Genomic DNA, 25,709 nt, shown 5'->3' with positions numbered 1-25,709 from the left:
GACTCAGCCTTCCTCGGCGCGAACCTCCCCCGCCCGGTGCAGCGCCCGCGCGGCCCAGAGCACGCCGAACGCCATGGCGCCGACCAGCCACGCCAGGTGGCCGAAGCCGGCCCACGCCATCAGCGGTCCGGACAGGCCGGCGGCGACCGCGGCGACGACGTTCATCACCGTGTCGGAGGCGCCCTGCACGAGGGTGCGCACGCCGTCGGGCGCCCCGTCCGAGACCTCGGCCGCGGCGGGGATGAGGACGCACGACCAGCCCACGCCGAGCAGGAACAGCGAGACGCTGATCCCGACGGTGGACCCCGAGGCGAGGATCGCGACGGCGGCGCTCGCCAGCAGAATCACCCCGCCGAGCGCGATGCTCACGGCGCGACCGAACCGGTCCGCGAGCATGCCGACCAGCGGCGAGAACGCGTACATCCCCAGCACGTGGCCGCTGATCACCAGGCCGACGAAGGTCACGGTCCACCCGTGGTCGTGCATGTGCACCGGCGTCATCGTCATGAGCAGCACCATCGCGGCGTGCGCCAGCACGAGCGCCACCAGGGCGTGACGCGAGCGCTCGACGGCGAGCATCTCCCGCACACCCTCCGGAACCCCGCGCCAGCCGCGCGCACCGGCCGCGGGCCGGACGCCGTTCGCCGCCGCGACGTGCATGGGGTCGGGCCGCAGACCGACGAGCACGACGGCGAGCGCGGCCACGAGCGCGACGGCGGCGATCACGAACGCGCCGACCAGGTGCGGGGTACCCAGCCGCTCCGACAGGAGCTCGCCCGGCCGGCCGAGGTTCGGGCCGAGCACCGAGCCCACCGTCCCGGCCCATACGACGAGCGCGAGCGCACGCGAGCGGTGCTCGGGCCGCTCGACGTCGGTGCCGGCGAACCGCGACTGGAGCCCGACCGCGCTGCCCACGCCGAACAGCAGCATGCCGAGCACGAGCAGCGGCACGTTGAGCCAGGTTCCGGCGCCGACCAGCGCCAGGGCACCGAGCGAGGCGAGGGCCCAGCCCGTCGCGAGCGCGGTGCGGCGTCCGGCCCGCACGGCGAGCATCGCGAGCGGGAGCGCGGCGAGCGCGGCGCCGACGGTCGAGGCCGTGCGGGCGACACCCGCCCACGTCGGTGAGGCCGTCACCTCCTCCGCGAGCAGCACGCCGACCGAGAGGCTCGCGCCGACGCCGATCGAGCCGACGACCTGGGCGAGGGAGAGGGCGATCAGGGTTCGCCGCTGGACCCGGCGGACGGCAGGGGCATCCGTCCAGGCGGTCACGTCCGTCACCCGGTCATTCTGCCCGCCCGCAACCTCTCGCCCCGGCAATGAGTTCGCCCGATGTCACAGGTCTACCGCACCATGGACCCCATGACCCGGCCCGACGGCACCGCCGACCTCGACGCCTCGTCGAGCCACGCGGACTGGCCGCAGTGGCGGCGCGACGTGACGTTCTTCCTGTCCGGCCAGACCGTGTCCCTGTTCGGCTCGATGCTCGTGCAGTACGCGGTCATGTGGTACATCACGCTCGAGACCAAGGACGGCACGCTGCTCGCGCTGTCGACCGTCTTCGGCTTCCTGCCGCAGGCGATCGTCTCGGTCTTCGGCGGGGTGTGGGCGGACCGGCACAACCGCAAGCTGCTCGCCATGGGAGCCGACGCCGGGATCGCGCTGGCCACGCTCGTCCTCGCGCTGCTCATGCTGAACGGCAGCACGAACATCTGGCTCATCTTCGTCGCCATGGCCGTGCGCTCCACGGGTGCCGGGATCCAGACGCCCGCCGTCGGCGCGCTGATCCCGCAGATCGTGCCGCCGGACCAGCTGCTGCGGATCAACGGCCTCAACCAGTCGATCCAGGCCGGGATGATGCTCGTCGCACCGGCCGTGGCTGCCCTGCTGTACGCCGCGATGCCCATCGAGCGGATCTTCTTCATCGACGTCGCGACCGCGATCATCGGCATTGGCCTGCTCGCGCTCGTGCCGGTCGGGAAGGTCGTCCGCAGCGCGGGCGACGAGCAGGTCAGCTACGTCGCGGACCTGGTCGCCGGGGTCCGCTACACCAACGGCCACCGGCTGGTGCGCTGGCTGCTCGGGCTCAACGCCGTCGTCATGGTGCTGGCCGCGGCGCCGTCGTTCCTCACGCCGCTGCTCATCGTGCGGACCTTCGGGGAGGAGCTGTGGAAGCTCACGGTGCTGGAGCTGTCCTTCTCGATCGGGATGATGCTCGCCGGCGCGACGATCGGCTTCTGGGGCAACAAGGTCGCGCGGGTGACCCTGGTGCTCGGCTCCTCCGTCGCGTTCGGCCTCCTGACGGTGGGGATGGGCCTCGCGCCGTCGTTGATCGTCTTCTACCTGTGCATGTTCCTCGTCGGCGTCGCGATCCCGGCCTTCACCACGCCCGTCATGACGGTGGTCCAGGAGACCGTGGAGCCGGAGTGGCAGGGCCGCGTGTTCGGCTTCCTCGGCGTCGTGATGGCGGTGGCGATGCCGCTGGGCATGGCGGTGTTCGGGCCGCTCGCCGACGTGTGGAGCGTGCAGACCGTGCTCGTGGTGGCCGGCGTCGGCACGCTCGTGGCGACTGTCGTGGCCGTGCTGGTGCCGACCGGGCGCGCCTCGCTCGGCGCGGCACGCGACCGCACCTCGGCGCTCGCGTTCGGGTCCGCCGGCTGACCTCCGGCTGAGCTCCGGTTCCGGTCAGCGCCGCGGCCCGACCGCGAGCTGCCCTCGGTCGGCAGGTGCTCGCGCGTCAGCGCCGCGGCCCGACCGCGAGCTGCCCTCGGTCGGCAGGTGCTCGCGCGTCAGCGCCATTTCTCGAACGCGAGCGGACCCTCGGTGGGCGGGTGCTCGACGTCGAAGAGCGGCGTGTAGCCCGCGCGGCGGTAGAGCGCGGCGGCCTCGGGCTGCCGCGGCCCCGTCGTGAGGTAGATGCGGGGGTAGCCCACCGCCCACGCGTCGCGCTCCAGCTCGGCCAGCACCCGACGAGCCAGGCCGCGGCGGCGGTGCTCCGGGTGCGTCCAGATGCGCTTGAGCTCGGCGGTGGCGACCGCCGGAGTGCCGTCCTCCCGGCGCGCCCCGGGGCGGGCCCTCGCGGCGTCGCCCGCCTCCGGCTCGGTGCGACGCCGGAACGCACCGCCCGCCACGACCGCGCGCCTGCCGGCACGCTCCTCCACGAGCACGAGAAGCACGCCGCCGGGAGCCAGGAATTGTTCGGGCGGATACTGCGCCATCTCCCCGCGCAGGTCGTTTTCGGTGAGCACGTCGCTGTACCGCGCGCGGTACTCCCGGGCCAGGTCGGCCAGCAGTGGCTCGACGAGCGGATCCGTCACCGATGTGCGCACCGCCACGAGGTCGTCCGCCGCGATTGCCGTCATGTCAGACCTCCACACCTCGAGCGGGGCCGAGCCCCGCGGTCGCCGGACCATCGGGATCCGACACGCTGCGGGGCACGGTAGGCAGCTCAGCCACCGGTCCCGCACGGCCGTGTGCACGTCTCACCATGTGGTCACCGGACGCCGGCGCCGTCGTCGCGCACCCCGCCGTCCGCCGGTGCCCGTCCCGCATGGCGAGACCCGGACGGCCCGCGGATCGGGCCGTCATGCCGGCTTTCTACCGTCCCGGCAGTCACGTTCCGCACGTGCCCCGCTCGCACGTCGACGCGGAGACCACGGCGGGACCCCACGAACCGGAGAACGACCATGTCGCTGATCGACGCCCTCACCCGGGCCCACCCCGCGCTCGAGGTGCTGCCCGCGTCCGCCGCCACCGCGCCGTACGCCTACGACGCGGGCACCCGGCGCACGCCGGTGGAGCACGGCCCGGTCGTCGCGCTCCCCGCCACGGCCGCCGAGGTGGCCGCCGTGGTGCGCACGGCCGCCGACCTCGGGGTGAGCGTCGTCCCACGGGGTGCCGGCACCGGCCTGTCGGGTGGTGCGTCCGCCGGAGCCGACCAGCTCGTCGTCTCCACCGAGCGCCTCACCCGGATCGTCGAGATCTCCCCCGCGGACGAGCTCGCCGTCGTCGAGCCCGGCGTCATCAACGCCGACCTCAACACGGCCCTCGCGCCGTACGGCCTCTTCTACGCGCCGGACCCCGCGAGCTACGCGATCTCGACGCTCGGCGGCAACATCGCGACCAACGCCGGCGGCCTGCGGTGCGCCAAGTACGGGGTGACGCGCGAGTCGGTCCTGGCGCTCGACGTCGTGCTCCCCGACGGCGCCCTCGTGCACGTCGGCCACCGCTCGATCAAGGGCGTCACCGGGCTGGACCTGGTCTCGCTGTTCGTCGGCTCCGAGGGTGTGCTCGGCATCGTCGTCGGCGCGACGCTGCGGCTGCGGCCGCTCCCGGTCGCCCGCCGCACCCTCACCGCGTTCTTCGACTCCACGGGCGAGGGGGCGCGCGCCCTGGGCGCGATCACCGCCTCGCGGGTCCGCCCCGCCGTCGTGGAGTTCCTCGACGAGCCCACGCTGCGCGACATCGACGCGCACTCCGGCTCCGACCTGCGCCGCCGGGGCGCGTCGCTCGCGCTCGTCGAGCTCGACGGCTTCGGCATCGACGAGCAGACCGCCGAGCTCATCACCGCGCTCACCGCAGCGGGCGGGCGCGTCGCCGTCGTGCCCGACGGCGAGGCTCCGCTCCTGTGGGAGCTGCGGCGGTCCGGGCGTGGGCTGGGCCAGGGCGCCCCGACCTGGTACGTCGGCGAGGACATCGCGGTGCCGCGATCGGCGCTGCCCGCGGTGTTCGACTACTTCCCGGTGCTCGAGGCGCGCTACGGCGTGCGCGTGTCCGCCGTCGCGCACGCGGGCGACGGCAACCTGCACCCGCTCTTGCAGCTCCCGATCCCGCCCGGCCTCGAGGGCACGCCCGCGCCGCCCGCGCTCGGCGCCGCCGCGACCGACCTCGTCGCGTTCGCGCTCTCACGCGGCGGCACCGTGTCCGGCGAGCACGGCATCGGCACGGTGAAGCTCGACTGGGCGGCGCTCGAGCTCGACGACCGCGTCCAGCGGCTCTCGCACGCGATCAAGGACGCCGTCGACCCCGACCACGTCCTCAACCCCGGCAAGGCGCTGCCCGCGCCCGTCCTCCAGCCCGCCTGAGAGTCCGTCCGACAGCCCGCCCGACCCAGCCCTTCCGCTCGTTCTCCCCGCCTCACCGTCACCCCCCGGAGCACCCCATGTCCCGCACCACCGCCAGCCCGACCCGCCTCACCGCCCTGCGACGACGCGCGCGCGGACTCGCCACGACCGCCGTCGCCGCGCTCGCCGCCACCGGCCTGCTCGCCGCGTGCGCCACCGCGTCCGGCGATGCCGGCGCCGCATCCTCCGGATCGGCCGGCGACGCGTCGGCCGACGCCGCCGGCGGCGAGCCGCAGCAGGGCGGCGACCTCGTCTTCCTCATCGACTCCCTCGGCGACACCTGGATCCCCAACAACAGCGCCATCTCCAGCTTCCAGGGCCAGGTCTGGGGGCACGTGACCGACAAGCTCGTCTACGTCGACGACGCCGGCCAGGTCAGCCCCTGGGTCGCGGAGAGCTGGGAGCAGAACGAGGACGCCACCCAGTTCACGCTGCACCTGCGGGACGGCGTCACGTTCTCCGACGGCACCCCCGTGGACGCGGCCGCCGTCGTCGCGAACCTCGACGTGTGGGCCAAGGGCGACCCCGACAAGGGCATCAACCCGATCGGCCTGTTCCCCAAGACCTACCAGAGCGCGACGGCGCAGGACGCCTCCACCGTCGTCGTCACCTTCTCCGCGCCGACCCTCGGGTTCATCCCGACGCTCGGTTACCACGGCTCGATCCTCATCTCGCCCACGACCCTCGCGCTGTCGGGCGAGGAGCAGGCCGACCTCGGCAACGACATCGGCTCCGGCCCGTTCGTCGTGAAGTCGTGGAAGGAGGGCGACAGCGTGGTCCTCGAGCGCCGCGACGACTACGACTGGGGCCCCGAGGCGCTCGAGCACACCGGGCCGGCCTACCTGGACACCATCACGTACAAGATCGTCGCCGAGTCCTCGCTGCGCACCTCCTCGGTCACCTCGGGCCAGGCGGACGTCGCCTACAACGCCCCGCCGCAGGAGCTCGACGGCCTCGCCGCGCAGGGCTTCGTCATCGCGACGCCGCGCTACCTCGGCTTCGTCAACGGGTACGCGATCGACGCGACCGTGGCGCCGTTCGACGATCCCAAGGTCCGCCAGGCGTTCCAGCACGCGATCGACCGGGACGAGATCCTCTCCACCGTGTACACCTCCGACTGGCTCCCGGCCGAGTCGTTCATCCAGTCCAACGTGCCCGAGGCGACCGACCACTCGGCCGACTTCGCCCACGACGCCGACCTCGCCGCCTCGCTGCTGGACGAGGCGGGCTGGACGCTCGGGTCGGACGGTGTGCGCAGCAAGGACGGCACACCGCTCGCGGTCACGCTCTACCCGAACCCGTACCTGGCGACCTCGAAGGCGGTGGACGAGCTCGTCGCGCAGCAGCTGACCGACCTCGGCTTCGCCGTCGACATCCAGGCGTACGACGTCGTGACGTACGGCGAGAAGGTCATCAAGAACACGACGCCGATCGCCCTGACGGAGATCACCCGCAGCTTCATCGACGTCGGCACCGTGGCGAGCATCCTCACGAGCGCCAACAAGGGCGAGGACTGGTTCGGCGTGGGCGAGACCGACACCGAGCTGAACCGGCTGCGCGACGAGGTGGCGGGCGCCGTCGACACCGACTCCCGCGCGGCGTCCGTCGACGAGCTGCAGGGCTACGTGCTGCAGCAGGGCTACTTCGTCCCGCTCACCCAGATCGTCCAGCGCATCTACGTCCGGAACCCGGCGCTGCACGGCGTGACCTACAACGGCATCGCCTACGCCAACTACTCGGCCGCGTGGCTCGAGCAGTGAGCGTGGCGGGACAGTGAGCGGACACCAGCCATGAGACATCCCTACCTCGCCTACGCGGGCCGACGCACCGGCCAGGCGATCGTCGTCGTGCTCCTCACGTACGTCGTGACCTTCCTCGCCATCAGCGTGCTGCCGGGCGACCCCGTGACGAGCACGCTGCGCAACCCGGAGAACGGGTTCAGCGAGGAGGAGATCGCCCGGATCGTCTCCTACTACGGCCTCGACCAGCCCGTGGCCGTGCAGCTGTGGCAGGCGCTGTCCCGGTTCCTCGTCGGCGACCTCGGAGTGTCGATGCGCACCAACCTGCCGGTCGCGCAGCTCGTCGGGGACGTCGTGGGCTCGACGCTGGTCCTCGCGGCCAGCGCGCTCGCCGTCGCGCTCGTGCTCGCCGGCGCGATCGCCTACGGCGCGCACCGCTTCCCCTGGGCGCCGGGGCGCAGCCTGCTGCGGTCGCTGCCGTCGTTCTTCCTGTCGGTCCCGACGTTCGTCATCGGGCTCGTGCTCATCTACGTGTTCGCGTTCGACCTCGGGCTATTCCGGGTGATCGAGCCCGACTCGGCGTGGGCCACGTTCTTCGCGGCGCTCACGCTCGGCATCCCGGTGTCGGCGCAGCTCGCGGAGGTCCTCATCGCGGGCCTGGATCACGAGGCCCAGCAGGAGTACACGTCCGTGGCCCGCTCGCGCGGGCTCGGCGAGGCGCGCCTCTACCTGCGGCACCTGCTCAAGCCGTCCTCGCTTCCGGTCGTCACGGTCCTCGCCCTCACGGTCGGGGAGCTGCTCGGCGGCGCGGTCATCACCGAGACGATCTTCGGTCGCACCGGGATCGGCTCGCTCGTGCAGCGCTCGGTGAGCACGCAGGACCTGCCCGTGCTGCAGGCGGTGGTGGCGCTAGCCGCCGTCGTGTTCGTCGTCGTGAACCTCGCGGCCGACCTTCTCTACCCGCTGCTCGACCCGCGGGTGCGCCGCGTCGGGTCGGCGCGTTCGGGCGCCGGGGTCGGCGCGGCCGCCGGCGCCGGCTCGGTCGGCCTCGCCGCCGGCACGCCCGACGGCGAGCTCGAGTCCGCCGACGTCCTCGCCGCGTTCGCGGCGGACGAGCAGCTAGCGGCGGTGGGCGACAGCGCCATCGAGGTACCGCTCGAGGAGAGGGTCCGGGTCTCATGACCGTCGTCTCGCTTCGTCTCCCGCGCCGCGCCGCGGCCGGGGACCGATCGCCCGCGTCGGCGAGCCTCGCCGTCGCCCGCCGGCGGCCCCCGGTCGACGTGCTGGTCTCGATCGCGGTGCTCGCCGTCGTCCTCGTGTGGTCGGTGGCGCCGGGCCTGGTGACGAGCCAGGACCCGGCCGACGGCGTGCCGGCCGACAAGCTGCTCGGCCCCTCGGCCGCGCACTGGTTCGGCACGGACCACCTCGGCCGCGACGTGTTCACACGCGTGGTCTACGGCTCGTCCTCCTCCGTGCTCAGCGCGCTCGTCGCGGTGGCGATCGGCCTGCTGGTGGGCGGGCTGATCGGCCTGATCGCCGGCTTCATCGGCGGCTGGGTGGACTCCACGCTCAGCCGGCTCGTCGACGTGCTGCTCGCGATACCCGGGTTCCTGCTCGCCGTCGTGATCGTCACGGCGCTCGGCTTCCAGACGATCAACGCGGCGATCGCGACCGGGGTGTCCGCCGTCGCGGTGTTCGCCCGGCTCATGCGTGCCGAGACGATCCGGACGCGTCAGTCCGTGTTCGTCGAGGCCGCGTACCTGCAGGGCGGGAGCGCGACGCACGTGCTCACGCGGCACGTGCTGCCGAACGCGTCGCGCTCGGTGGTCGCGCTCGCGGTGCTGCAGTTCGGCGTGTCGATCCTCGTCATCGCCTCGCTCGCGTTCCTCGGCTACGGCGACCCGCCACCCGCCTCGGACTGGGGGCTGCTCGTGTCCGCGGGCAAGGACTACCCGACGGCGCCGTGGCTCGTGTACACGCCTGCCGTCGTCATCATCGCGACCGTGCTCGCCCTCAACCGCGTCAGTCGCTGGCTGCGCAAGACCGACTGATCCCAGGAGCTCCGATGACCCTGCAAGCACTGCGATCCTCCGGCGCGGCCAGGGCCGGCGCCGACGCCGCCGTGGGTGGCGGCACGACGGCCACCACGGTCGCCGAGGCCACGGCCCCGCCGTCGCCCGCCCTCGACCAGCCCGCCCCCGACCAGCCCGCCCCGGTCCTCCAGGTGCACGACCTGTCGGTCGCCTACGGCGCGCGGCGCGTCGCCTCCGGGGTCGACCTCACGCTGCGCCGCGGGACGAGCCTCGCCCTCATCGGCGAGTCGGGATCGGGCAAGTCGACGATCGCCCGGTCGGTGCTGCGTCTGCTCCCCCGCGGGGCGTCGACGCCGCAGGGACGGATCGAGGTGGACGGGCGCGACCTGCTCGCGCTGTCCGACCGCGCCTTCCGGCCGCTGCGCGGGCGGACCCTCGCGTTCGTGCCGCAGGACCCCGCGAGCTCGCTCAACCCCGTCCGCCGGATCGGCGCCCAGGCGCAGGAGGCCGCGGCGCTGCTCGGCGAGCGTGACGCCGGGCGCCGGCGCGAGCTCGCGCTCGAGGCGTTCGCCGACGTCGGACTCCCCGACCCCGAGCGCGTCTACGACGCCTACCCGCACCAGCTCTCCGGCGGCATGCTGCAGCGCGTCCTCATCGCGCTCGCGGTGCTGCCCCAGCCGCGCGTGCTCGTCGCCGACGAGCCGACCTCCGCGCTCGACGTCACCGTCCAGCGCCGCATCCTCGACCTTCTCGAAGAGCTGCGCCGCACGCGCGAGCTGAGCCTGCTGCTCATCACGCACGACCTCGCCCTCGCCGCCGAGCGGGCCGAGGAGATCGTCGTGCTGCGGGACGGCCGGGTCCAGGAGGCCGGCCCGGCCCGCCAGGTGCTGCACGCCCCGACGTCGGACTACGCCCGCGCGCTGCGCGCCGACGTCCCCGCTCTCAACCCCGACCGGCTGCGGGAGCTGCGCGCCTCGATCGAGGTGCGCGACGCCGTCGTGCCTGCGCCCGAGGACCGGCCGGACCAGGCCGCGCCCGACGGCGAGCACCGGTCCAGCGGCGACGTCGCCTCGGCGGCGGCGTGGGCGAGCACCGCGCGCGCTGCGACGCCGCGGATCGCGTTCGAGGGCGTGCACCGCACGTTCGGCGGTGGCGCCGCGGGGCGGGCCGGAGTGGTCGCGGCCGAGGACGTGACGTTCACGGTCGCGCCCGGTACGACCCACGCGCTCGTGGGTGAGTCCGGCTCCGGCAAGACGACCGCCGTGCGGATGCTGCTCGGTCTCGAACGGCCCGACGCCGGGCGCATCCTCGTCGACGGCGAGCCCGTGCCGACCTCCCCGCGTGCGCTGCGCGGCCTGCGTCGCCAGCTGCAGCTCGTCTACCAGAACCCCTTCACGTCGCTCGACCCGACGTGGCGCGTGGGGCGGCTCGTCTGCGAGCCGCTCGACCGGTTCGGCGTCGGGCGGCGGTCCGAGCGGGCCGACCTCGTGGTCGCCGCGCTGAACGACGTCGGCCTCGGCGCCGCGTTCCTCGCGCGGTCGCCGCACGAGCTGTCCGGCGGGCAGCGCCAGCGCGTCGCGATCGCGCGGGCGCTCGTGACGCGGCCGGACACCGTGGTGCTCGACGAGCCGACCTCCGCGCTCGACGTCTCCGTGCAGGCCGACATCCTCGACGTCCTCGTGCGGCTGCAGGCCGAGCACGGGCTGACCTACCTGTTCGTGTCCCACGACCTGGGCCTCGTGCGGCAGCTCGCGGACACCGTCACGGTGCTGCGCAACGGCCGGGTCGTGGAGCAGAGCTCCGCGGCGGACCTGTTCGCCGGGCCGCGCGAGGCGTACACCCGCGCGCTGCTCGCCGCCGTTCCTCGGGCGGAGGAGCTGGCGTGAGCGCCACCGTGACCCGGGCTGCGACCGGAGTTGTGACCGGCCCTCTGGCCAGCAGTGCGACCGGTGCTGCGGCGGGCGCTCTTGCCGGCACTGCGACCGGTGCTGCGGCCGGCGCTCTTGCCGGCACTGCGACCGGTGCTGCGGCCGGCGCTCTGGCCGGCAGTGCTTCCGGTGCTGCGGCCGGCACTCTGGCCGGCAGTGCTTCCGGTGCTGCGGCCGGCGCTCTGGCCGGCAGTGCTTCCGGTGCTGCGGCCGGCGCTCTGGCCGGCAGTGCTTCCGGTGCTGCGGCGGGCGCCGCGACCGGCACTCTGGCCAGCGCTGCGACCGGCGCTGCGGCGGGCGCCGCGACCGGCACTCTGGCCAGCGCTGCGACCGGCGCTGCGGCGGGCGCCGCGACCGGCACTCTGGCCAGCGCTGCGGCGACGTCCGGCGGCGAGGCGAGCCACGCCGTCGGGGGCGCTCCCTCGCGCCCGGACCGTACGACGCTCGTGCGCGCGTTCACCGCGCCAAAGGGCTTCGGCGACGCGACGCTGCGCGATCGCGTCCCGGACGCGATCGAGCTGATGGGCGGGGTGCCGGACCCGTCGGTGCTGCCGGCGGCCGAGGTCACCGAGGCGACGGCGCGCGTACTGGCGCGACCCGGCCTGCCCGCACTGCAGTACTCGCGCACCGAGGGCGACCCGGCGCTGCGCGCCTGGATCGCGACGCGCGAGGGCGTGGACCCCGCGCGGATCGTCATCACGAACGGCGGCTTCCACGGGCTCGCCCTGACGATCCAGACGGTCCTCGAGCGCGGTGACCTCATCGCGGTGGACAACCCGATCTTCCCGCTCTTCCTGCGCGGTCTGGAGCTCGCGGACGCCCGCATCACGCCCGTCCCGGTGGGGCGCGAGGGCCTTCGGGTGGACGTCCTTGCGGACCAGCTGCGGCGCGGTCTCCGCCCGACGGCGCTCTACACGGTGCCCGACTTCCACAACCCGTCGCAGGGCACGCTGCCGCTGGAGCAGCGCCGCGAACTGGTGGCACTCGCCGAGCACTACGGGTTCGTGGTGCTCGCGGACAACCCGTACCGGGAGCTGCGGTTCCGGGCGCCGGACGGCGAACTGGAGCGGCCGAGGTCGGGGGCGGGGCTCGACGCCGGGCCGCGCGACGAGCCGTTCAACCACTCCCCGTGGGTGGTACACGTCAACACGTTCACCAAGACGCTCGGCCCCGGCTTGCGACTGGGCTGGCTCGTGCTGCCGGAGTGGCTCGTTCCGGACGTCGTGGCGCTGCGGGCGCGGCAGGACTCCCACTCCTCGACGTTCGTCCAGGCCGTGGTCGCGGAGCTGCTGACGTCGCGGCCTGGGCTGTTCGACGAGACGCTGACGAGGGCGCGGGCGCTGTACCGCGAGCGGTCCGACGCCCTCGCGGGTGCGCTGGCCGAGGCGGCACCCGGAGCGTTCGACGTCGACCTGCCTGAGGGCGGACTGTTCCTGTGGCCTCGGCTGCGCGACGACGCCGTGGACGCCGACCGGCTCGCGGAGGACGCCGCGCGGGCGGGCGTGCTCTACCAGCGCGGGTCGTTCTTCGCGTCCGGGCCGGGCACCGACGCCGACCGGCACCTGCGGCTGTCGTTCGGGGACACGTCCGCCGAGCGGCTGCGTGAGGCCGGCCACCGGCTGTCCGGCGCGCTGGCGCAGCAGCAGCGCTGACCGGCCGCCGCCGAGGGCACCGCGGTCGCGCGGTGGCGCTGACTCAGCAGCAGCGACGGGCCGCCGCCGTCGGGCGGCGCGAGCAGACCTGCGGACGACCGCGCACAACTGCGGACGACCGCCTGCACTCCTCGGCGCGTCGCACGCGACACGCCGGGCGCCAGGGTCGCGGGCGCCCGCCTGTCCGCAGTTGTGCACCAACCGTCCGCAACTGCGCACCGCCCGGGCCCGCTCGGAGGCCCAACGCGCGCCTGACACCCCGTCCTGTGGTCGCCGCCATTGGGCGCCGCCGTCGTCGGGCGCCGCCGTCGGGCGCCGTCGGAACTGCGGACAACCGGGCGCAGCCACGGACGACCGCCTGCACTCCTCGGCGCGTCGCACGCGACACGCCGGGCGCCAGGGTCGCGGGCGCCCGCCTGTCCGCAGTTGTGCACCAACCGTCCGCAACTGCGCACCGCCCGGGCCCGCTCGGAGGCCCAGCGCGCGCCGCGCAGCGCCGCCGCCGTCGGGTGGCGCGAGCACTGCGGCATTGCGGCGAGGCCGCGCGATCGCGCGGGCGCGCGCCTGACACCCCGTCCTTTGGCCGCCACCATCGGGTGGCGCCGTCGGAACTGCGGACGCCCGCGCACAACCGCGGACGACCGCCCCCGCTCCTCGGCGCGTCGCACGCGACACGCCGGGCGCCAGAGGCGCCGGCGCCCACCTGTCCGCAGCTGTGCACCAACGATCCGCAGCTGCGCACCGCCCGCGCCCGCGCGGAGGCCCCGCGCGCGCCGCGCGCCGCCGCGTCAGGCGGCGGCGACCGCCGCAGCCATCGCGCGGACCGCGTCGAGCAGGATCGGCTGCGGCAGCGCGATGTTGAGGCGCACGAACCCGGGTGCCCCGCACGCGGCGCCGTCCTGCAGCGCAACGCCGGCCCGCTCGCGGAAGAACGTCACCAGGTCCTCGGGGAGCTCCTCGCCGGAACCGGTGCGCACGCCGCGCAGGTCGACCCACGCGAGGTAGGTGCCCTCGGGCGGGGTGTGCCGCGCGCTCGGCAGCTCGCGAGCGAGCGCGTCCGCGAGCGCCGCCCGGTTCTTGTCGAGGTAGGCGAGGGTCTCGCGGAGGAACGGCTCGCCGTCGTCGTACGCCGCGGCCATCGCGACGACGCCGAGCGTGCCCGGATCGTCCGACAGCACCGGCGCGAGGTCGAGCAGCCGCTCGTGGACGTCGTCGTGCGTCGCGACGAGCGCCGAGCACTTGAGACCGGCGAGGTTCCAGGCCTTCGACGCCGCGGTCGCCGTGACCGAGTGCGCCGCGGTGGCGTCGGAGAGCGAGGCGTACGGCACGTGCCCCACGCCGTCGTACACGAGCGGCGCATGGATCTCGTCGGCGAACACGAGGGCGTCGTTCGCCTCGACCACCGCGGCCACCTCGCGCAGCTCCACCTCGGTCAGCACGCGTCCGACCGGGTTCCATGGGTTGCACAGCACGAGCAGCCGGCCGCCGCCGCGCAGCGCGCCGTCGAGCGCGTCGAGGTCGACGCGGTAGGTGCCATCCTCGTCCCGGCGCGCGGGCGCGGTGACGAACGGGCGCTCCAGCACGCGCGGACGGTAGAGGAACGGCATGTACGCCGGGGTCACGACAACCGTCTCGGTGCCCGCGGGCAGGACCTGGCCGAGCAGGAGGTCGAGGGAGTGCAGCACGTCTGTCATGAGGTGGATCCGTGCGGGATCGGGGCTCCAGCCGGTCGCGCGGGCGTACCAGGCGGCGCACGCCTCGCGCGCGGCGGCCTTCGCCTCGGCGGACAGGTATCCGATGAACGGCATGTCGACCGCGCGGTGCAGCGCCTGCGCGACCGGCGGCGCGAGCGGAAGGTCCATCTCGGCGACCCACAGCCCGAGCGCCTGCGGGAACCGCGTCCACTTGAGCGAGCCACGGGCGCGAAGCTCCTCGGCCGTCGTGGCGTCGAAGGCCGCCACGTCGAGCAGCGGGGGGCCTGCGATCGCGGGGTCCGAGCCTCCGGTGGCGGCGGTGGCGGGGGTGGCGGCGGTGGCGGGGGGTGCCGAGGCAGAGGTGGTCCACGTGGTGGTCGAGGTGGTGGTCGAGGTGGTGCTCACCCGGCCAGCGTAGATCGGCGGGCACCCTCGCTCGGTGTGTGGGCGCCCTGGTCCGCGGGCGTCACCGTCGCCCGCGAGCGCGCCCGATCCACCAGCACCCCCGGGTCGACCAGCACCCCCGGGTCGACCAGCGCCCCCGTGTCCACCGGCACCCCCGGTCCACCGGCACCCCCGGTCCACCAGCACCCCCGGTCCACCAGCACCCCCGCTCGACCAGCACCCCCGGTCCACCAACACCCCCGGGCTTCCGCCGGGCCCGCATCACCTCACAGCGCCAGCAGCAGCTCCCGCGCCGGCCGGTCCAACGCCCGCGCACGCGGCGAGACAGCGACGACCGCGGTCCCGCGCTCGCGGTCGAGCCCGAGGAACGAGCGGAACCCGCCCGTTCCCCCGTTGTGCCACGTGATCCGCCGCTCCTGCCCCTCGTGCCGCACCGGCACCGTCATCCACGCCGAGCCGACCCGCAGCGGTCCCGCGAACCGCACGCGCGGGTCGAGCGCCGCCATCCCGGGTGCGGCCTGGTCGAGCAGCGCGACGGCGAGCCTCGCCACGTCCGGCACGCTCGCGCGCACCCCGCCCGCCGGACCGAGGCCCTCGCCGACCCACGCCTCGCGCGGGCGACCGCGGGGGGAGAAGCCGGGCATCGCCGTCGGGCGCAGGTCGGCGGACGAGGCGGGGACGTAGACCGAGGCGAGCCCGAGCGGCTCGGCGAGCCGCGTGCGCATGAGCTCGGCGTACGGCAGTCCGGCGCGTGCGGCGACGGCGTGGCCGAGCAGCTCGTAGCCGAGGTTGGAGTACAGCGCGTTGACCTTACGGGTCAGGCGCGTGCGGGCCGCCTGCGCCAGGACCTCCGCGACCGACTCGCCGTAGGGGTTGCGGCCGTGCGCCACGAGGTCCCACTGCCGCCGCAGCGTCGCGCTCCCGCGCGGCAGCCGGGGCAGGCCCGAGCGGTGCGTCGCGAGCGCCTCGAGCGTGACCGCAGCGCACGGCGCGTCGCCGAGCACCGGGAGGGCGTCCGCGAGCGTCGTGGTGCGCGCGACCTCGCCGCGCTCGATCGCGTCCTCGAACAGCAGGCCCGTCAGTGCCTTCGAGACGGACCCGAGCTCGACGTCGAGCGCCGGGTCCGCGTCGACGCCCACCACGAGCGTGCGCGGGTCGCCGGCGGCGGGCGCCACGGTGGCCACGGTGGCCACGACGACCGGACCCACGCCCCAGCCGCGGACGACGCGCTCGAGGTGCGCTGCGCCGTCGTGCTCCGTCATCTCGACCGTCCTTGCGGGAGCCGACGCCGCCCGCGCGCGCGGCGACTCAGCCCGCGGGGCTGAGCGCCGGGGCGGCAGCCTGCGTCGCGGGCCCCGCGAGCAGCTCCGCCGCGACGAGCTCGGCGATCTGCACCGCGTTGAGCGCCGCACCCTTGCGCAGGTTGTCGTTGGAGACGAACAGGACGAGCCCGCGGCCCTCCGGCGCGGACTGGTCGCGCCGGATCCGGCCGACGTAGGCGGGGTCGTTCCCGGCCGCGCGCAGCGGCGTGGGCACGTCGGCGAGCTCGACGCCCGGCGCCTGCGCGAGCAGCTCGTGTGCCCGCTCGGGGCTGATCTCCCGTGCGAACTCGGCGTGCACCGCGATCGAGTGACCGGTGAACACCGGCACGCGCACGCACGTCCCGGCCACCCGAAGGTCGGGCAGCTCGAGGATCTTGCGCGACTCGTGCCGCAGCTTCTGCTCCTCGTCGGTCTCCGCCGAGCCGTCGTCCACGATCGACCCGGCGAGCGGGACGACGTCGAACGCGATCGGCGCGACGTACTTGACCGGCTCGGGCAACGGCACCGCGGAGCCGTCCAGCGCGAGCGTCTCCACCGGGACCTCGGAGGCGAGTGCGGCCCGCACCTGGCCGGCGAGCTCGGCGACGCCGGCCACCCCGCTGCCCGAGACAGCCTGGTACGTGGCGGCCACGACCCGCTCGAGCCCGGCCTCGGAGTCGAGCGGCTTGAGCACCGGCATGATCGCCATGGTCGTGCAGTTGGGGTTGGCGATGATGCCCTTGGGACGGTCGACGATCGCATGCGGGTTGACCTCGGAGACCACGAGCGGCACGTCGGGGTCGCGACGCCAGGCCGAGGAGTTGTCGATCACCACGGCGCCGGCCTCGGCGAACCGCGGCGCGAGCTCGAGGGAGGTGCCGCCGCCCGCGGAGAACAGCGCGATGTCGATGCCGCGCAGGTCCTCGACGGAGGCCGCGCCCGCGTCCTCGACCACGACCTCGGTGTCCCGCCACGGCAGGGTCCGCCCCGCCGAGCGCGCCGAGGAGAAGTAGCGCACGCGCGCCACCGGGAGGTCGCGCTCCTCGAGCAGGTGCCGCATCACGGCGCCGACCTGCCCGGTCGCGCCGACCACGGCGACGGTCAGGCCCGTCGTCCGCTCCCCCGCCGCCTGCCCAGCCGGCTGCCCGGCCGGCTGCCCCGCCGCCTGCCCGGCCGCCTGCTCCGCCGCCTGCTCCGCCTGCCCGGCCGCCTGCTCCGCCGCCTGCCCAGCCGCCTGCCCGGCCGGCTGCCCGGCCAGCTGCTCGGCCACGGTTGCCACCTGTGCCTCGCTCATCGTCCCGTCCCTCCGTACACCACGGCCTCCACCTCGGCGGCGTCCAGACCGAATGCCGTGTGCACCGCGCGGACCGCCGTGTCCAGGTCGTCGGAGCTCGTCACCACGGACAGGCGGATCTCCGACGTCGAGATCATCTCGATGTTCACCCCGGCGTCGCGCAGCGCGCCGAAGAGCTTGGCCGACACCCCGGGGTGCGAGCGCATGCCGGCGCCGATGAGCGAGAGCTTGCCGATGTTGTCGCGGTACTGCACCTCGCGGTACCCCAGCTCCTGCGCCAGCGCATCGAGCGCGGGGCGGACGACGGCGATGTCGGCGGCGGGCAGCGTGAACGAGATGTCGGTCTCCCCCGTGCCCTGGACCGAGACGTTCTGGACGATCATGTCGATGTTGGCGCCGGCGGCGGCCACCGTCTCGAAGATCCGAGCGGCGGCGCCGGGGACGTCGGGCACGCCGACGAGGGTGGCCTTCGCCTGGCTGCGGTCGTGCGCGACGCCGGAGATGATCGGGGCCTCCATGGCGTGCTCCTCTCCTGGTGCGGGGGTGATGACGCGGGTGCCCTCGAGCATCGAGAACGACGAGCGGACGTGGAGCGTGACGCCGTACCGACGCGCGTACTCCACGGCACGCAGGTGCAGGATCTTCGCGCCGTTGGCGGCGAGCTCGAGCATCTCCTCGCTCGTCACGACGTCGATCCGCCGCGCCGTCGGGACGATGCGGGGGTCGGCGGTGAACACGCCGTCGACGTCGGTGTAGATCTCGCAGACGTCGGCGTGCAGCGCGGCCGCGAGCGCCACCGCGGTCGTGTCGGACCCGCCGCGGCCGAGCGTCGTGACGTCATTGCTGTCCACGTTGACGCCCTGGAAGCCGGCGACGATCGCGACGTTCCCCTTGCCCACGCACTTGCTGATGCGCGACGGCGTGACGTCGATGATCCGCGCGTTGCCGTAGGCGGAGTCGGTGAGCACGCCGGCCTGCTGCCCCGTGAAGGACTGCGCCTTCACGCCGAAGGAGTGGATCGCGAGCGCGAGCAGCGCCATCGAGATGCGCTCGCCCGCCGTGAGCAGGATGTCCATCTCGCGGCGCGGCTGCTCGGCACCGTCGGACACCTGCTCCGCGAGCTCGATGAGCTCGTCGGTCGTGTCACCCATCGCGGAGACGACGACGACCACCTCGTGACCGTCGAGCCGCATCTGGGCGATCCGACCGGCCACGCGGCGGATGCTGGCGGCGTCGGAGACCGACGACCCGCCGAACTTGGCGACGATGAGCGACACGAGACTCCCGGGCTTGACAGGGCCCAGCGCGGGCCGTCCACCGGGAGATTCTAGGCGCAGGGGCCCGGTCGGCCGGGGCGTTCGCCCACAGGCCGGACACCGCGCGTCAGATCACCGCGCTCGGCGCCGCGGCGCTCGCGCGCCTCAGTCGAGCGCGCGTCGCCAGTCCTCGAGCAGCCCGGCGATCACGGCGCTCTCGGCCCACGGCATCTCCGGCGCCTGCCCGCGCCCCGCGGCGAGCGCCGCGGCGACGGCGTCCGCCTCCGCTGCCATCGGCTGCACCACGGGCACCTGGATCGGGAAGGGCGGCTCGCCGTCGGCGTGCACCACGAGCCGCGTGCCGGACTCCGTCCGCGACCCCCACACGTCGGGCAGGTCGATCCAGCCGGCGCTGCCGCGCAGCACGACGTCGCGCGGCAGGTCCGCGACGATCGCCGTCGCCACGCGCGCGTCGAGGCCGCCGACGGCGAGCACCGCCTCCGCGCGCTCGTCCACTCCGGTCTCGCCCACGTGCCCGACGGCGGAACGCACCCCGAGGCGACGAGGCTCGCCCTCGCCCTCGCCGTCGGCCGCGTCGAGCAAGCCGGCCCACGCCGCGATGGCGACGGCGAGCGAGACGGGGTAGCAGCCGACGTCGAGGATCGCCCCGCCCGCGAGCGCCGGGTCGAACAGGCGACCGGTCTTCGAGCCGGCCGTGAACCCCATCGCCGCGTGCAGCTCGAGCGGGCGCCCGACGACGTCCTCCTCCACGAGCCGGCGCAGCAGGTGCGCGTACGGGCCGAACCGGTACTTGAACGCCTCGACGAACGGGACGCCCGCCTGCGCTGCCGCCGCCAGGAGCTGCGCGGTGTCCGCGGCCGACGGCGTGAGCGGCTTCTCGCACAGCACGGCCTTGCCGGCCTCGAGCGCCGCGACCGCGAGCTCGAGGTGGGCCGGGTGCACGGTGCCGACGTAGACGGCGTCGACGTCGTCGCGCGCCAGTATCTCGTGCGCCTCGCCGGCGACCGGGGCGCCGTGCTCGGCCGCGAACGCCGCCGCTCGGCCCGCGTCGCGCGACCCGACGGCGTGCAGCACGCCGGTCGCCGACGCCTGGAGGCCCGTGACGAAGTCGCGGCTGATGGCGCCCGGGCCGAGCACCGCCCAGCGCACGTGCGCGGCGTCGGACGCCTCGCCGTCGGGCGCTGCGCCGCCGCCCACCCCGGCGCTCACCACGTCGTCACCACGTCCCAGCCGAGCCGCACGATCAGCACCGACACCACCCCCACGAGCACGATCCGGACGAAGGAGCTCCCCTTCGCGATGGCCATCCTGGCGCCCAGGTAGGCACCGGCGAGGTTGGCCGCGCCGACGACGAGGCCGAGCGTCCACAGCACGGCGCCGTGCGGGACGAAGAACAGCAGCGCACCGAAGTTGGTGGCCCAGTTGATCACCTTCGCGATCGCGGACGCGGGCAGGAACGCGTACCCGAGCACGGACACGAGTGCCAGTACGAGGAAGGTGCCCGTGCCGGGGCCGAGCAGGCCGTCGTACGCGCCGATCCCCAGGCCGACGAGCGCGGCCATCGCGCGGTGCCGGTTGCCCTCCCAGCGCAGCGCGGTGCGTGCCCCGAGCGTGGGGCGCGCCAGCACGAGCACGAGCACCCCGATGAGGACGACCACGATGATCGGCTTCATCGCCGCCGCCGGGATGAAGGACGCGAGCGCAGCCCCGCCGAACGCGCCGGCAAGGGCCGCGAGCGCAGCGGGCGCCGCCGTCGTCATGTCGGGGTGCACCCGCCGGTAGTACGTCACCGCGCTCACGGACGTGCCCATGATCGAGGCGAGCTTGTTGGTCGCGAGCGCCTGGACCGGCGTGATGCCGGGCGTGAGCAGGAGGGCGGGAAGCTGGATGAGCCCGCCCCCGCCGACGACCGCGTCGACCCAGCCCGCCGCGAAGCCGGCGAGCGCGAGCAGGACGAGGGTGGCGACGTCGAGCTCGACCGAGCCCGTCACGCGGGGGTTCCGGGCGCCTCGCGGCCGTCTCGACCAGCTCCGTGCTCGGGCCCGCCGCCGAGCACCTCGTCGCGCTGGGCGAGCCGACTGTCGCGGCGCCGGTCCAGCCACGCGCAGACCAGCAGCGCCGCGCCGTAGAGACCGCAGATCGGCACGGCCATGAGGAACATCGACACGGCATCGGGCGACGGCGTCGCGAACGCCGCGAAGACGAAGATGCCGATGATCGCCCAGCGCCAGCCCGAGCGCCACGTGCTCGCCCGGACCACGCCCACGGCGGTGAGCGCGACCATGACGAGCGGCAGGAGGAACGCGAACCCGAAGATGATCATGAACTGCATGACGAACGTGAGGTACGCCTGCGCGTCGATGAGGTTCCAGACGCCCTCGGGCGTCGCGGCGGTCAGCAGCTCCACGGCGTTGGGCAGCACCGTCCACGCGAGCCACGCCCCCGCGAGGAACAGCGGCACGCCGGCCCCGACGAACGCGAGCCCGATCCGCTTCTCCCGGCCCGTGAGGCCGGGCGCGACGAACGCCCAGAACTGGTAGAGCCACCACGGGCTGGAGACGAACGCGCCGAGGAAGAAGGAGACCCGGATCTTGGTGTCGAACGCCGCCATGACGTTCGGGAAGTTGAGGTCCGCCTCCACGCCGCCGCCCTGGATCGCGCGGATCGGCTCGAGCAGCAGCTCGAACATCGGCTCGTAGAGGAACCAGCCGGCGACGGCGCCGACGACCAGGCCGAGCACGGCCCACACGATCCGACGGCGAAGCTCCCGCAGGTGGTTCCCGAGACTCATCCGGGCCTCGGGATTGGCCTTCCGGGAGCCGGGTCGGGACGGCGCCACCACCGGGGTCAGGAGAGGGGGCGCCCGCCCGCGTCCTGCGGGGGCTGCTGCGGCTGCGTCGGCTGGTACGGCTGCGTCGGCTGGTACGGCTGCTGGACCGGCGGCACCTGGTCGGACGGGTACTGCTGGACCGGCTGGACGTACGGCTGCTGGACCGGCTGGACGTACGGCTGCTGCACGGGCTGCTGAGCGGGCGGCTGCGCGGCGGAGGGACCGGTCGACTCGGGCTTGTCGTCGTCCCGGAGGTCGCGGATCTCCTCCTTCATGACCTTCATCGACTTCCCGAGGTTGCGGGCGATGTCCGGGAGCTTGCTCGCCCCGAAGATCAGCAGCACCACCAGGAGCAGCAGCAGGATGTGCTGGATCTGGATGCCGTTGCGTAGCATGCCCTCTCCTTCGGCCGTGGACGTCTCCACTGTAGACGAGGGGCCTGATCCGCCCGACGACGTCGCGACCCGGTCCGGCAACGCGACGCGCGCGGACGGACTACGCCGGGGGGCGGTAGCGCAGGGCCACCACGCCGGACCGGAAGTCACGCCGCTCGACCAGCTCGAGCTGGAGGCGCTCGGGCAGGCCGGCGAGCAGCGTCGGCCCGTGACCGGCGACGATCGGATGGACGAGGAACTCGTACTCGTCGATCAGGTCCAGGCCGGCCAGTGTCGTCGGAAGCCGCACTCCGCCCACCGCCACGGGCCCGCCGGGCCCCTGCTTGAGCTCCCGCACCGCCTCGGCGAGGTCACCCCGCACCAGCTCGGCGTTCCAGTCGACGGAGGTCAGCGTGCTCGACACGACGTACTTCCTGGCCCGGTCGATGGCCTGGGCGAACGGGACGTCCCACTCCTGCATCCAGTCGGGCCAGGCCCCGTCGGCCGGAGCGCGCCACGCCGACTCCATCATCTCGTAGGTGACCCGCCCGTAGAGCAGGGCACTCGCCTTCTCCGTGCGGGCGGTCCAGAAGTCCATGAACTCCGCGTCCGGCACGAGGCCCGCCTCGTGGTGGACGCAGCCGTCGAGCGTGACGTTGATCCCGTAGTGCAGCTCTCTCATGGTGAGGAGGACTCCTTCGCGATCGTCCCAGGCGCCGGTGCCGGCCCACCGTACGCCGGGCCACGGAGGCAGGGAAGGCCCCGGGTCCCCGCCCTGTCCGCACCGGCGGCGCCGGCTCTAGGGTGGCTGGCATGGCCGCAGCAGCGCTGGCACCCGCCGACTCCGCCGCGCTCGTGGCCGAGCACCTGAGCCGAAGCTTCGGTCCCGTGCGTGCCGTCGTGGACGCGAGCATCAGCCTCGAGGCGGGTTCGGTCACGGCCCTCGTGGGTCCGAACGGGTCCGGCAAGACGACGCTCCTGCTCATGCTGACCGGGCTCCTCGCCCCCGACGCGGGGCGGGTCGAGGTGCGGGGGCTGGACGTCGCGACGTCGGGCGCCGCCGCGCGCCGGCTCATCGGCTGGATGCCGGACGTGTTCGGCACCTGGGAGACCCTCACCTGCCGCGAGGTCCTCGAGACGTTCGCGGCCGCCTACCGGCTCCCGCCCGCCGTCGCGAAGGAGCGTGCGACCACGCTGTTGGCGACCGTGCACCTGGCCGACCTGGCCGACGCACCCTCGCGTGTCCTCTCCCGGGGCCAGAAGCAGAGGCTGGGGCTGGCCCGCGCACTGGTGCACTCCCCCGCCGTGGTGCTGCTCGACGAGCCCGCCGCCGGGCTCGACCCCCGCTCCCGGATCGAGCTGCGCGGCATCGTGCGCGACCTCGCCGAGACCGGCGTCGCCGTCCTCGTCTCCTCGCACGAGCTCGCCGAGCTCGAGGAGATGGTCGACGCCGCCGTGTTCCTGCAGCGCGGCGTGTCCTCGTTCGCGCCGCCCACCGCAGCCCTCCAGCCGTGGCGCGTGCACGTGCTCGACGGCGCAGCCTTCCTCGCGTGGTCGGCCGCGGTCGGCCTGGGGGTCACGCAGGAGGCGGGCGGCGCAGGAGCCGCCTCGGCCGTCGATCCCGCCGTGAGCGCCGGACCCGCCGGACCCGCCGGACCCACTGGACCCGCAACGTTCCTCGTCTCGCTGACCGGGGAGCTCCAGGCAGCGCAGCTCGTGCGCGACGCCGTCACCGCCGGGGTGGCACTGACCCGGATCGGACCGGCGTACGGGCGGCTCGAGCAGGCCTACCTCGCGATGGACACGGACCGTCGATGAGCGCCTGGGGTGTGCGGACGGTCGCCGTCCTCGAGGTCCGGCAGCGGATCCGCTCGACGCGCTGGAAGGTCGCCCTGATCGCGTTCTTCGTCGTCGTCGGACTCATCGCGTGGGGCGTGGCGGCAGCCGTCTCCGGCGTCGGGGACAGCGAGTGGCTGAGTCGGCAGGATGCGGGGCGGGTCCTCTTCGGCGTCGTGCTCATGGTCGTGCTGTTCCTCGGGCTGCTGGTCTCGCCCACGCTGTCGGCGACGTCGGTGAACGGCGACCGCGCGGCCGGCACGCTCGCGGTGCTCCAGGCCACCACGCTGACGCCGCTCGACCTCGCGCTGGGCAAGCTGCTCGCGGCGTGGGGCGCGGCGCTCGCGTTCCTCGCGACCTCGCTGCCGTTCCTCGTCTGGGGCGCGGTGCTGGGGCGGATCTCGCCGGTGCGCGTGGTGGCGAGCGTGCTGACGCTCGCGTTCGTGCTCGCGGTGGTGTGCGCCGTCGGGCTCGCGCTGTCCGCGTCGGTGGCGCGCCCGGCGGGCTCGGCGCTGCTCACCTACGTCGTCGTGGCCGGCCTCGGCGTCGGCACCCTGATCGCGTTCGGACTCTCGGCGTTCTTCCTGCAGCGCACCGAGGTGGTGCAGGTGTACGGCGTGGACGTCGGAGGCTCCGGGGCGTGCAGCTGGTCGGAGCGGGAGGAGACGCAGACCCACACCGAGGACACCGCGTGGCTGCTCGGGCTGAACCCGTTCGTCCTCGTCGCGGACGTCGCCGCGGCGCCGGCCCCGTCGCTGAACAGCAGCGACCCGCTCGCCCTGATGGGCGCCGGTGTCCGGTTCGCCCAGGCGGGGGCGCGGGACGAGATCGACGAGTGCTGGCTGGACGACGGCGGGTTCGGCACCTCGACGCCCGCGGGCTCGGCCGTCTGGCCCTGGTCGATCCCCGTCTACGCGGCGTTCGGCGTCGGGAGCCTGTGGCTCACGGCGCGCCGGCTCCGGGTCCCTGCGGCCGCGCTGCCGCGCGGGATCCGGATCGCCTGAACCGCCCTGCGCTCAGGCGCCGTGCAGCGCGTCGTACTCCGCCTCGGCCGCGACGTCGTCGGGCACGTCGAGGCGCAGGTGCGCGAGCAGGGCGACGACGACGCGCAGCGCGCTGGCCGCGCGGTCGCCCCAGTCCTGCAGGTAGGAGTACTGCCACCACCACAGCGCCTCGGAGACGTGCCCGGCGTCGTAGTGCGCGAGGCCGTGGCCGAGAGCCGCCGCGACGAGCGCGATGTCGGCGGAGACGCTGGCGGAGGAGGGTTCGACGTCGAGCACGGGGTCGGCGACCTCGACGTACTCGTCGACGCCGTCGAGGACGTTCGCGAGCGCCACCCGCAGGGGGTCGACGTCGGGGTCGGGGCCGTCGTCGGGCTCGAACCGCTCGGCGGGCACGACGTCGACGATGGCGCCGAGGATCGCCCCGGCCGCCGAGAGGTCGGCGAGCGCGAGCAGGAGCAGCGGGAACGCGGCGTCGGGCGCGGTGCCGGCGCTCACCTCGGTCACCGTGTCGAGGAACGTGCGCGCCTCGCTCGCGGTGCGGTCGGCGATCCCGCGCAGGTCTTCGTCCAGCGGCGGGACGGACGAGGGGACGGACGCGTCGATCATGGTGTCAGGCATCGAGTCGAACCCTTCCCTCGAACGCTCTGCCGAGCGTGATCTCGTCGGCGTACTCCAGGTCGCCGCCGACCGGTAGCCCCGAGGCTAGCCGGGTCACCGCCACCCCCATCGACCCGAGCAGGCGGGAGAGGTAGGCGGCGGTGGCCTCGCCCTCGACGTTCGGGTCGGTCGCGATGATGACCTCGGTGACCACGCCCGACGCGAGGCGCGTCATCAGCTCCCGGATGCGCAGGTCGTCCGGGCCCACGCCGTCGATCGGGTTGATGGCGCCGCCGAGCACGTGGTACCGGCCGCGGAACTCGCGCGTGCGCTCGATCGCGACGACGTCGCGCGGCTCCTCCACCACGCAGATCTGCGTGTCGTTGCGGCGCGGGTCGGCGCAGATGCGGCACTGCTCGGACTCGGCGACGTTCCCGCAGATCGCGCAGAACCGCACCCGGGCCTTGACCTGGATGAGTGCGTCGGCGAGGCGCGCGACGTCGTCGGTGTCGGCCGAGAGGATGTGGAACGCGATCCGCTGCGCGCTCTTGGGCCCGACGCCGGGCAGGCGGCCCAGCTCGGCGATCAGGTCCGCGACGGCACCCTCGTACGCAGCGCTCATCGC

Annotated in this window: 22 protein-coding genes; 9 read left to right on the top strand and 13 right to left on the bottom strand. The window is 74.4% G+C overall.

All coding sequences use genetic code 11. The features are described 5' to 3' along the window. Nucleotides 1-3 precede the first annotated feature (3 nt). Nucleotides 4-1,278 carry an MFS transporter gene (locus AC3AQ1_RS11105; RefSeq protein WP_199916469.1) on the bottom strand — a complete coding sequence of 425 codons (1,275 nt, stop codon included), beginning with the start codon at nt 1,276-1,278 and terminating at the stop codon, nt 4-6. A gap of 51 nt (nt 1,279-1,329) precedes the next feature. Between AC3AQ1_RS11105 and AC3AQ1_RS11100 the strand changes: the two genes are divergently transcribed. Continuing rightward, a complete protein-coding gene (locus tag AC3AQ1_RS11100; protein ID WP_199916468.1) occupies nt 1,330-2,658 on the top strand; it encodes an MFS transporter in 1,329 nt (442 codons plus the stop codon). Between the two features lie 128 nt (nt 2,659-2,786). Here AC3AQ1_RS11100 and AC3AQ1_RS11095 read toward each other — a convergent pair whose 3' ends face one another. Next, complete coding sequence (locus tag AC3AQ1_RS11095) at nt 2,787-3,359, bottom strand: GNAT family N-acetyltransferase (RefSeq protein ID WP_108719019.1); 573 nt, start codon at nt 3,357-3,359, stop codon at nt 2,787-2,789. Between the two features lie 324 nt (nt 3,360-3,683). On the opposite strand from AC3AQ1_RS11095, the gene AC3AQ1_RS11090 reads away from it, so the two are divergent. From AC3AQ1_RS11090 to AC3AQ1_RS11065, 6 genes are all read left to right on the top strand, one after another. Further along, entirely contained in the window at nt 3,684-5,081 is a 1,398-nt protein-coding gene (locus tag AC3AQ1_RS11090; protein ID WP_108719018.1) for an FAD-binding oxidoreductase, read from the top strand. 77 nt (nt 5,082-5,158) lie between these two features. Further along, complete coding sequence (locus AC3AQ1_RS11085) at nt 5,159-6,880, top strand: ABC transporter substrate-binding protein (protein ID WP_108719017.1); 1,722 nt, start codon at nt 5,159-5,161, stop codon at nt 6,878-6,880. Nucleotides 6,881-6,910: 30 nt separating this feature from the next. After that, the gene (locus AC3AQ1_RS11080; protein WP_108719016.1) at nt 6,911-8,041 is read left to right on the top strand and encodes an ABC transporter permease; all 1,131 of its coding nucleotides are present in this window, start codon (nt 6,911-6,913) and stop codon (nt 8,039-8,041) included. Next, nucleotides 8,038-8,910 carry an ABC transporter permease gene (locus AC3AQ1_RS11075; protein WP_108719015.1) on the top strand — a complete coding sequence of 291 codons (873 nt, stop codon included), beginning with the start codon at nt 8,038-8,040 and terminating at the stop codon, nt 8,908-8,910. The genes AC3AQ1_RS11080 and AC3AQ1_RS11075 overlap by 4 nt, the downstream gene beginning before the upstream one ends. 14 nt (nt 8,911-8,924) lie before the next feature. Beyond that, nucleotides 8,925-10,778 carry a dipeptide ABC transporter ATP-binding protein gene (locus tag AC3AQ1_RS11070; protein WP_108719014.1) on the top strand — a complete coding sequence of 618 codons (1,854 nt, stop codon included), beginning with the start codon at nt 8,925-8,927 and terminating at the stop codon, nt 10,776-10,778. Beyond that, nucleotides 10,775-12,472 carry an aminotransferase-like domain-containing protein gene (locus tag AC3AQ1_RS11065; RefSeq protein WP_234417481.1) on the top strand — a complete coding sequence of 566 codons (1,698 nt, stop codon included), beginning with the start codon at nt 10,775-10,777 and terminating at the stop codon, nt 12,470-12,472. Before AC3AQ1_RS11070 ends, AC3AQ1_RS11065 begins: the two co-directional genes overlap by 4 nt. 788 nt (nt 12,473-13,260) lie before the next feature. Here AC3AQ1_RS11065 and AC3AQ1_RS11060 read toward each other — a convergent pair. From AC3AQ1_RS11060 to AC3AQ1_RS11020, 9 genes are all read right to left on the bottom strand, one after another. Further along, nucleotides 13,261-14,571 carry a MalY/PatB family protein gene (locus AC3AQ1_RS11060; RefSeq protein WP_234417480.1) on the bottom strand — a complete coding sequence of 437 codons (1,311 nt, stop codon included), beginning with the start codon at nt 14,569-14,571 and terminating at the stop codon, nt 13,261-13,263. Nucleotides 14,572-14,837: 266 nt separating this feature from the next. Beyond that, the gene (locus tag AC3AQ1_RS11055) at nt 14,838-15,833 is read right to left on the bottom strand and encodes a serine hydrolase domain-containing protein (RefSeq protein WP_108719013.1); all 996 of its coding nucleotides are present in this window, start codon (nt 15,831-15,833) and stop codon (nt 14,838-14,840) included. 46 nt (nt 15,834-15,879) lie between these two features. Beyond that, complete coding sequence (locus AC3AQ1_RS11050; RefSeq protein WP_234417957.1) at nt 15,880-16,932, bottom strand: aspartate-semialdehyde dehydrogenase; 1,053 nt, start codon at nt 16,930-16,932, stop codon at nt 15,880-15,882. A 230-nt stretch (nt 16,933-17,162) separates the two neighbouring features. After that, complete coding sequence (locus AC3AQ1_RS11045; RefSeq protein ID WP_108719011.1) at nt 17,163-18,443, bottom strand: aspartate kinase; 1,281 nt, start codon at nt 18,441-18,443, stop codon at nt 17,163-17,165. 144 nt (nt 18,444-18,587) lie between these two features. After that, complete coding sequence (locus AC3AQ1_RS11040; protein ID WP_234417479.1) at nt 18,588-19,652, bottom strand: Gfo/Idh/MocA family protein; 1,065 nt, start codon at nt 19,650-19,652, stop codon at nt 18,588-18,590. Beyond that, a complete protein-coding gene (locus AC3AQ1_RS11035) occupies nt 19,649-20,434 on the bottom strand; it encodes a TSUP family transporter (RefSeq protein WP_108719010.1) in 786 nt (261 codons plus the stop codon). The genes AC3AQ1_RS11040 and AC3AQ1_RS11035 overlap by 4 nt, the downstream gene beginning before the upstream one ends. Then, complete coding sequence (gene tatC, locus AC3AQ1_RS11030) at nt 20,431-21,234, bottom strand: twin-arginine translocase subunit TatC (RefSeq protein WP_108719009.1); 804 nt, start codon at nt 21,232-21,234, stop codon at nt 20,431-20,433. Before tatC ends, AC3AQ1_RS11035 begins: the two co-directional genes overlap by 4 nt. A 56-nt stretch (nt 21,235-21,290) precedes the next feature. Next, complete coding sequence (tatA, locus tag AC3AQ1_RS11025) at nt 21,291-21,668, bottom strand: Sec-independent protein translocase subunit TatA (RefSeq protein WP_108719008.1); 378 nt, start codon at nt 21,666-21,668, stop codon at nt 21,291-21,293. A gap of 100 nt (nt 21,669-21,768) precedes the next feature. Then, nucleotides 21,769-22,329, bottom strand: coding sequence for a dihydrofolate reductase family protein (locus AC3AQ1_RS11020; protein WP_108719007.1), 561 nt, complete (start codon nt 22,327-22,329; stop codon nt 21,769-21,771). 131 nt (nt 22,330-22,460) lie between these two features. On the opposite strand from AC3AQ1_RS11020, the gene AC3AQ1_RS11015 reads away from it, so the two are divergent. Together AC3AQ1_RS11015 and AC3AQ1_RS11010 are read left to right on the top strand one after the other, a co-directional pair. Next, entirely contained in the window at nt 22,461-23,465 is a 1,005-nt protein-coding gene (locus AC3AQ1_RS11015) for an ABC transporter ATP-binding protein (protein WP_108719006.1), read from the top strand. Further along, a complete protein-coding gene (locus tag AC3AQ1_RS11010) occupies nt 23,462-24,487 on the top strand; it encodes an ABC transporter permease (protein WP_108719005.1) in 1,026 nt (341 codons plus the stop codon). Before AC3AQ1_RS11015 ends, AC3AQ1_RS11010 begins: the two co-directional genes overlap by 4 nt. A 12-nt stretch (nt 24,488-24,499) precedes the next feature. Here the strand turns inward: AC3AQ1_RS11010 and AC3AQ1_RS11005 are convergent, their stop codons facing one another. After that, nucleotides 24,500-25,105 (bottom strand): DUF5063 domain-containing protein, encoded by a 606-nt coding sequence (locus AC3AQ1_RS11005; protein ID WP_108719004.1) that lies wholly within the window; start codon nt 25,103-25,105, stop codon nt 24,500-24,502. Further along, nucleotides 25,098-25,706 carry a recombination mediator RecR gene (gene recR / locus AC3AQ1_RS11000; RefSeq protein WP_108719003.1) on the bottom strand — a complete coding sequence of 203 codons (609 nt, stop codon included), beginning with the start codon at nt 25,704-25,706 and terminating at the stop codon, nt 25,098-25,100. Before recR ends, AC3AQ1_RS11005 begins: the two co-directional genes overlap by 8 nt. Nucleotides 25,707-25,709 lie beyond the last annotated feature (3 nt).

The organism is Miniimonas sp. S16 (assembly GCF_057748195.1).
Note: the sequence above shows the minus strand (reverse complement) of the source record. Positions and strands in the feature narration are given on the sequence as shown.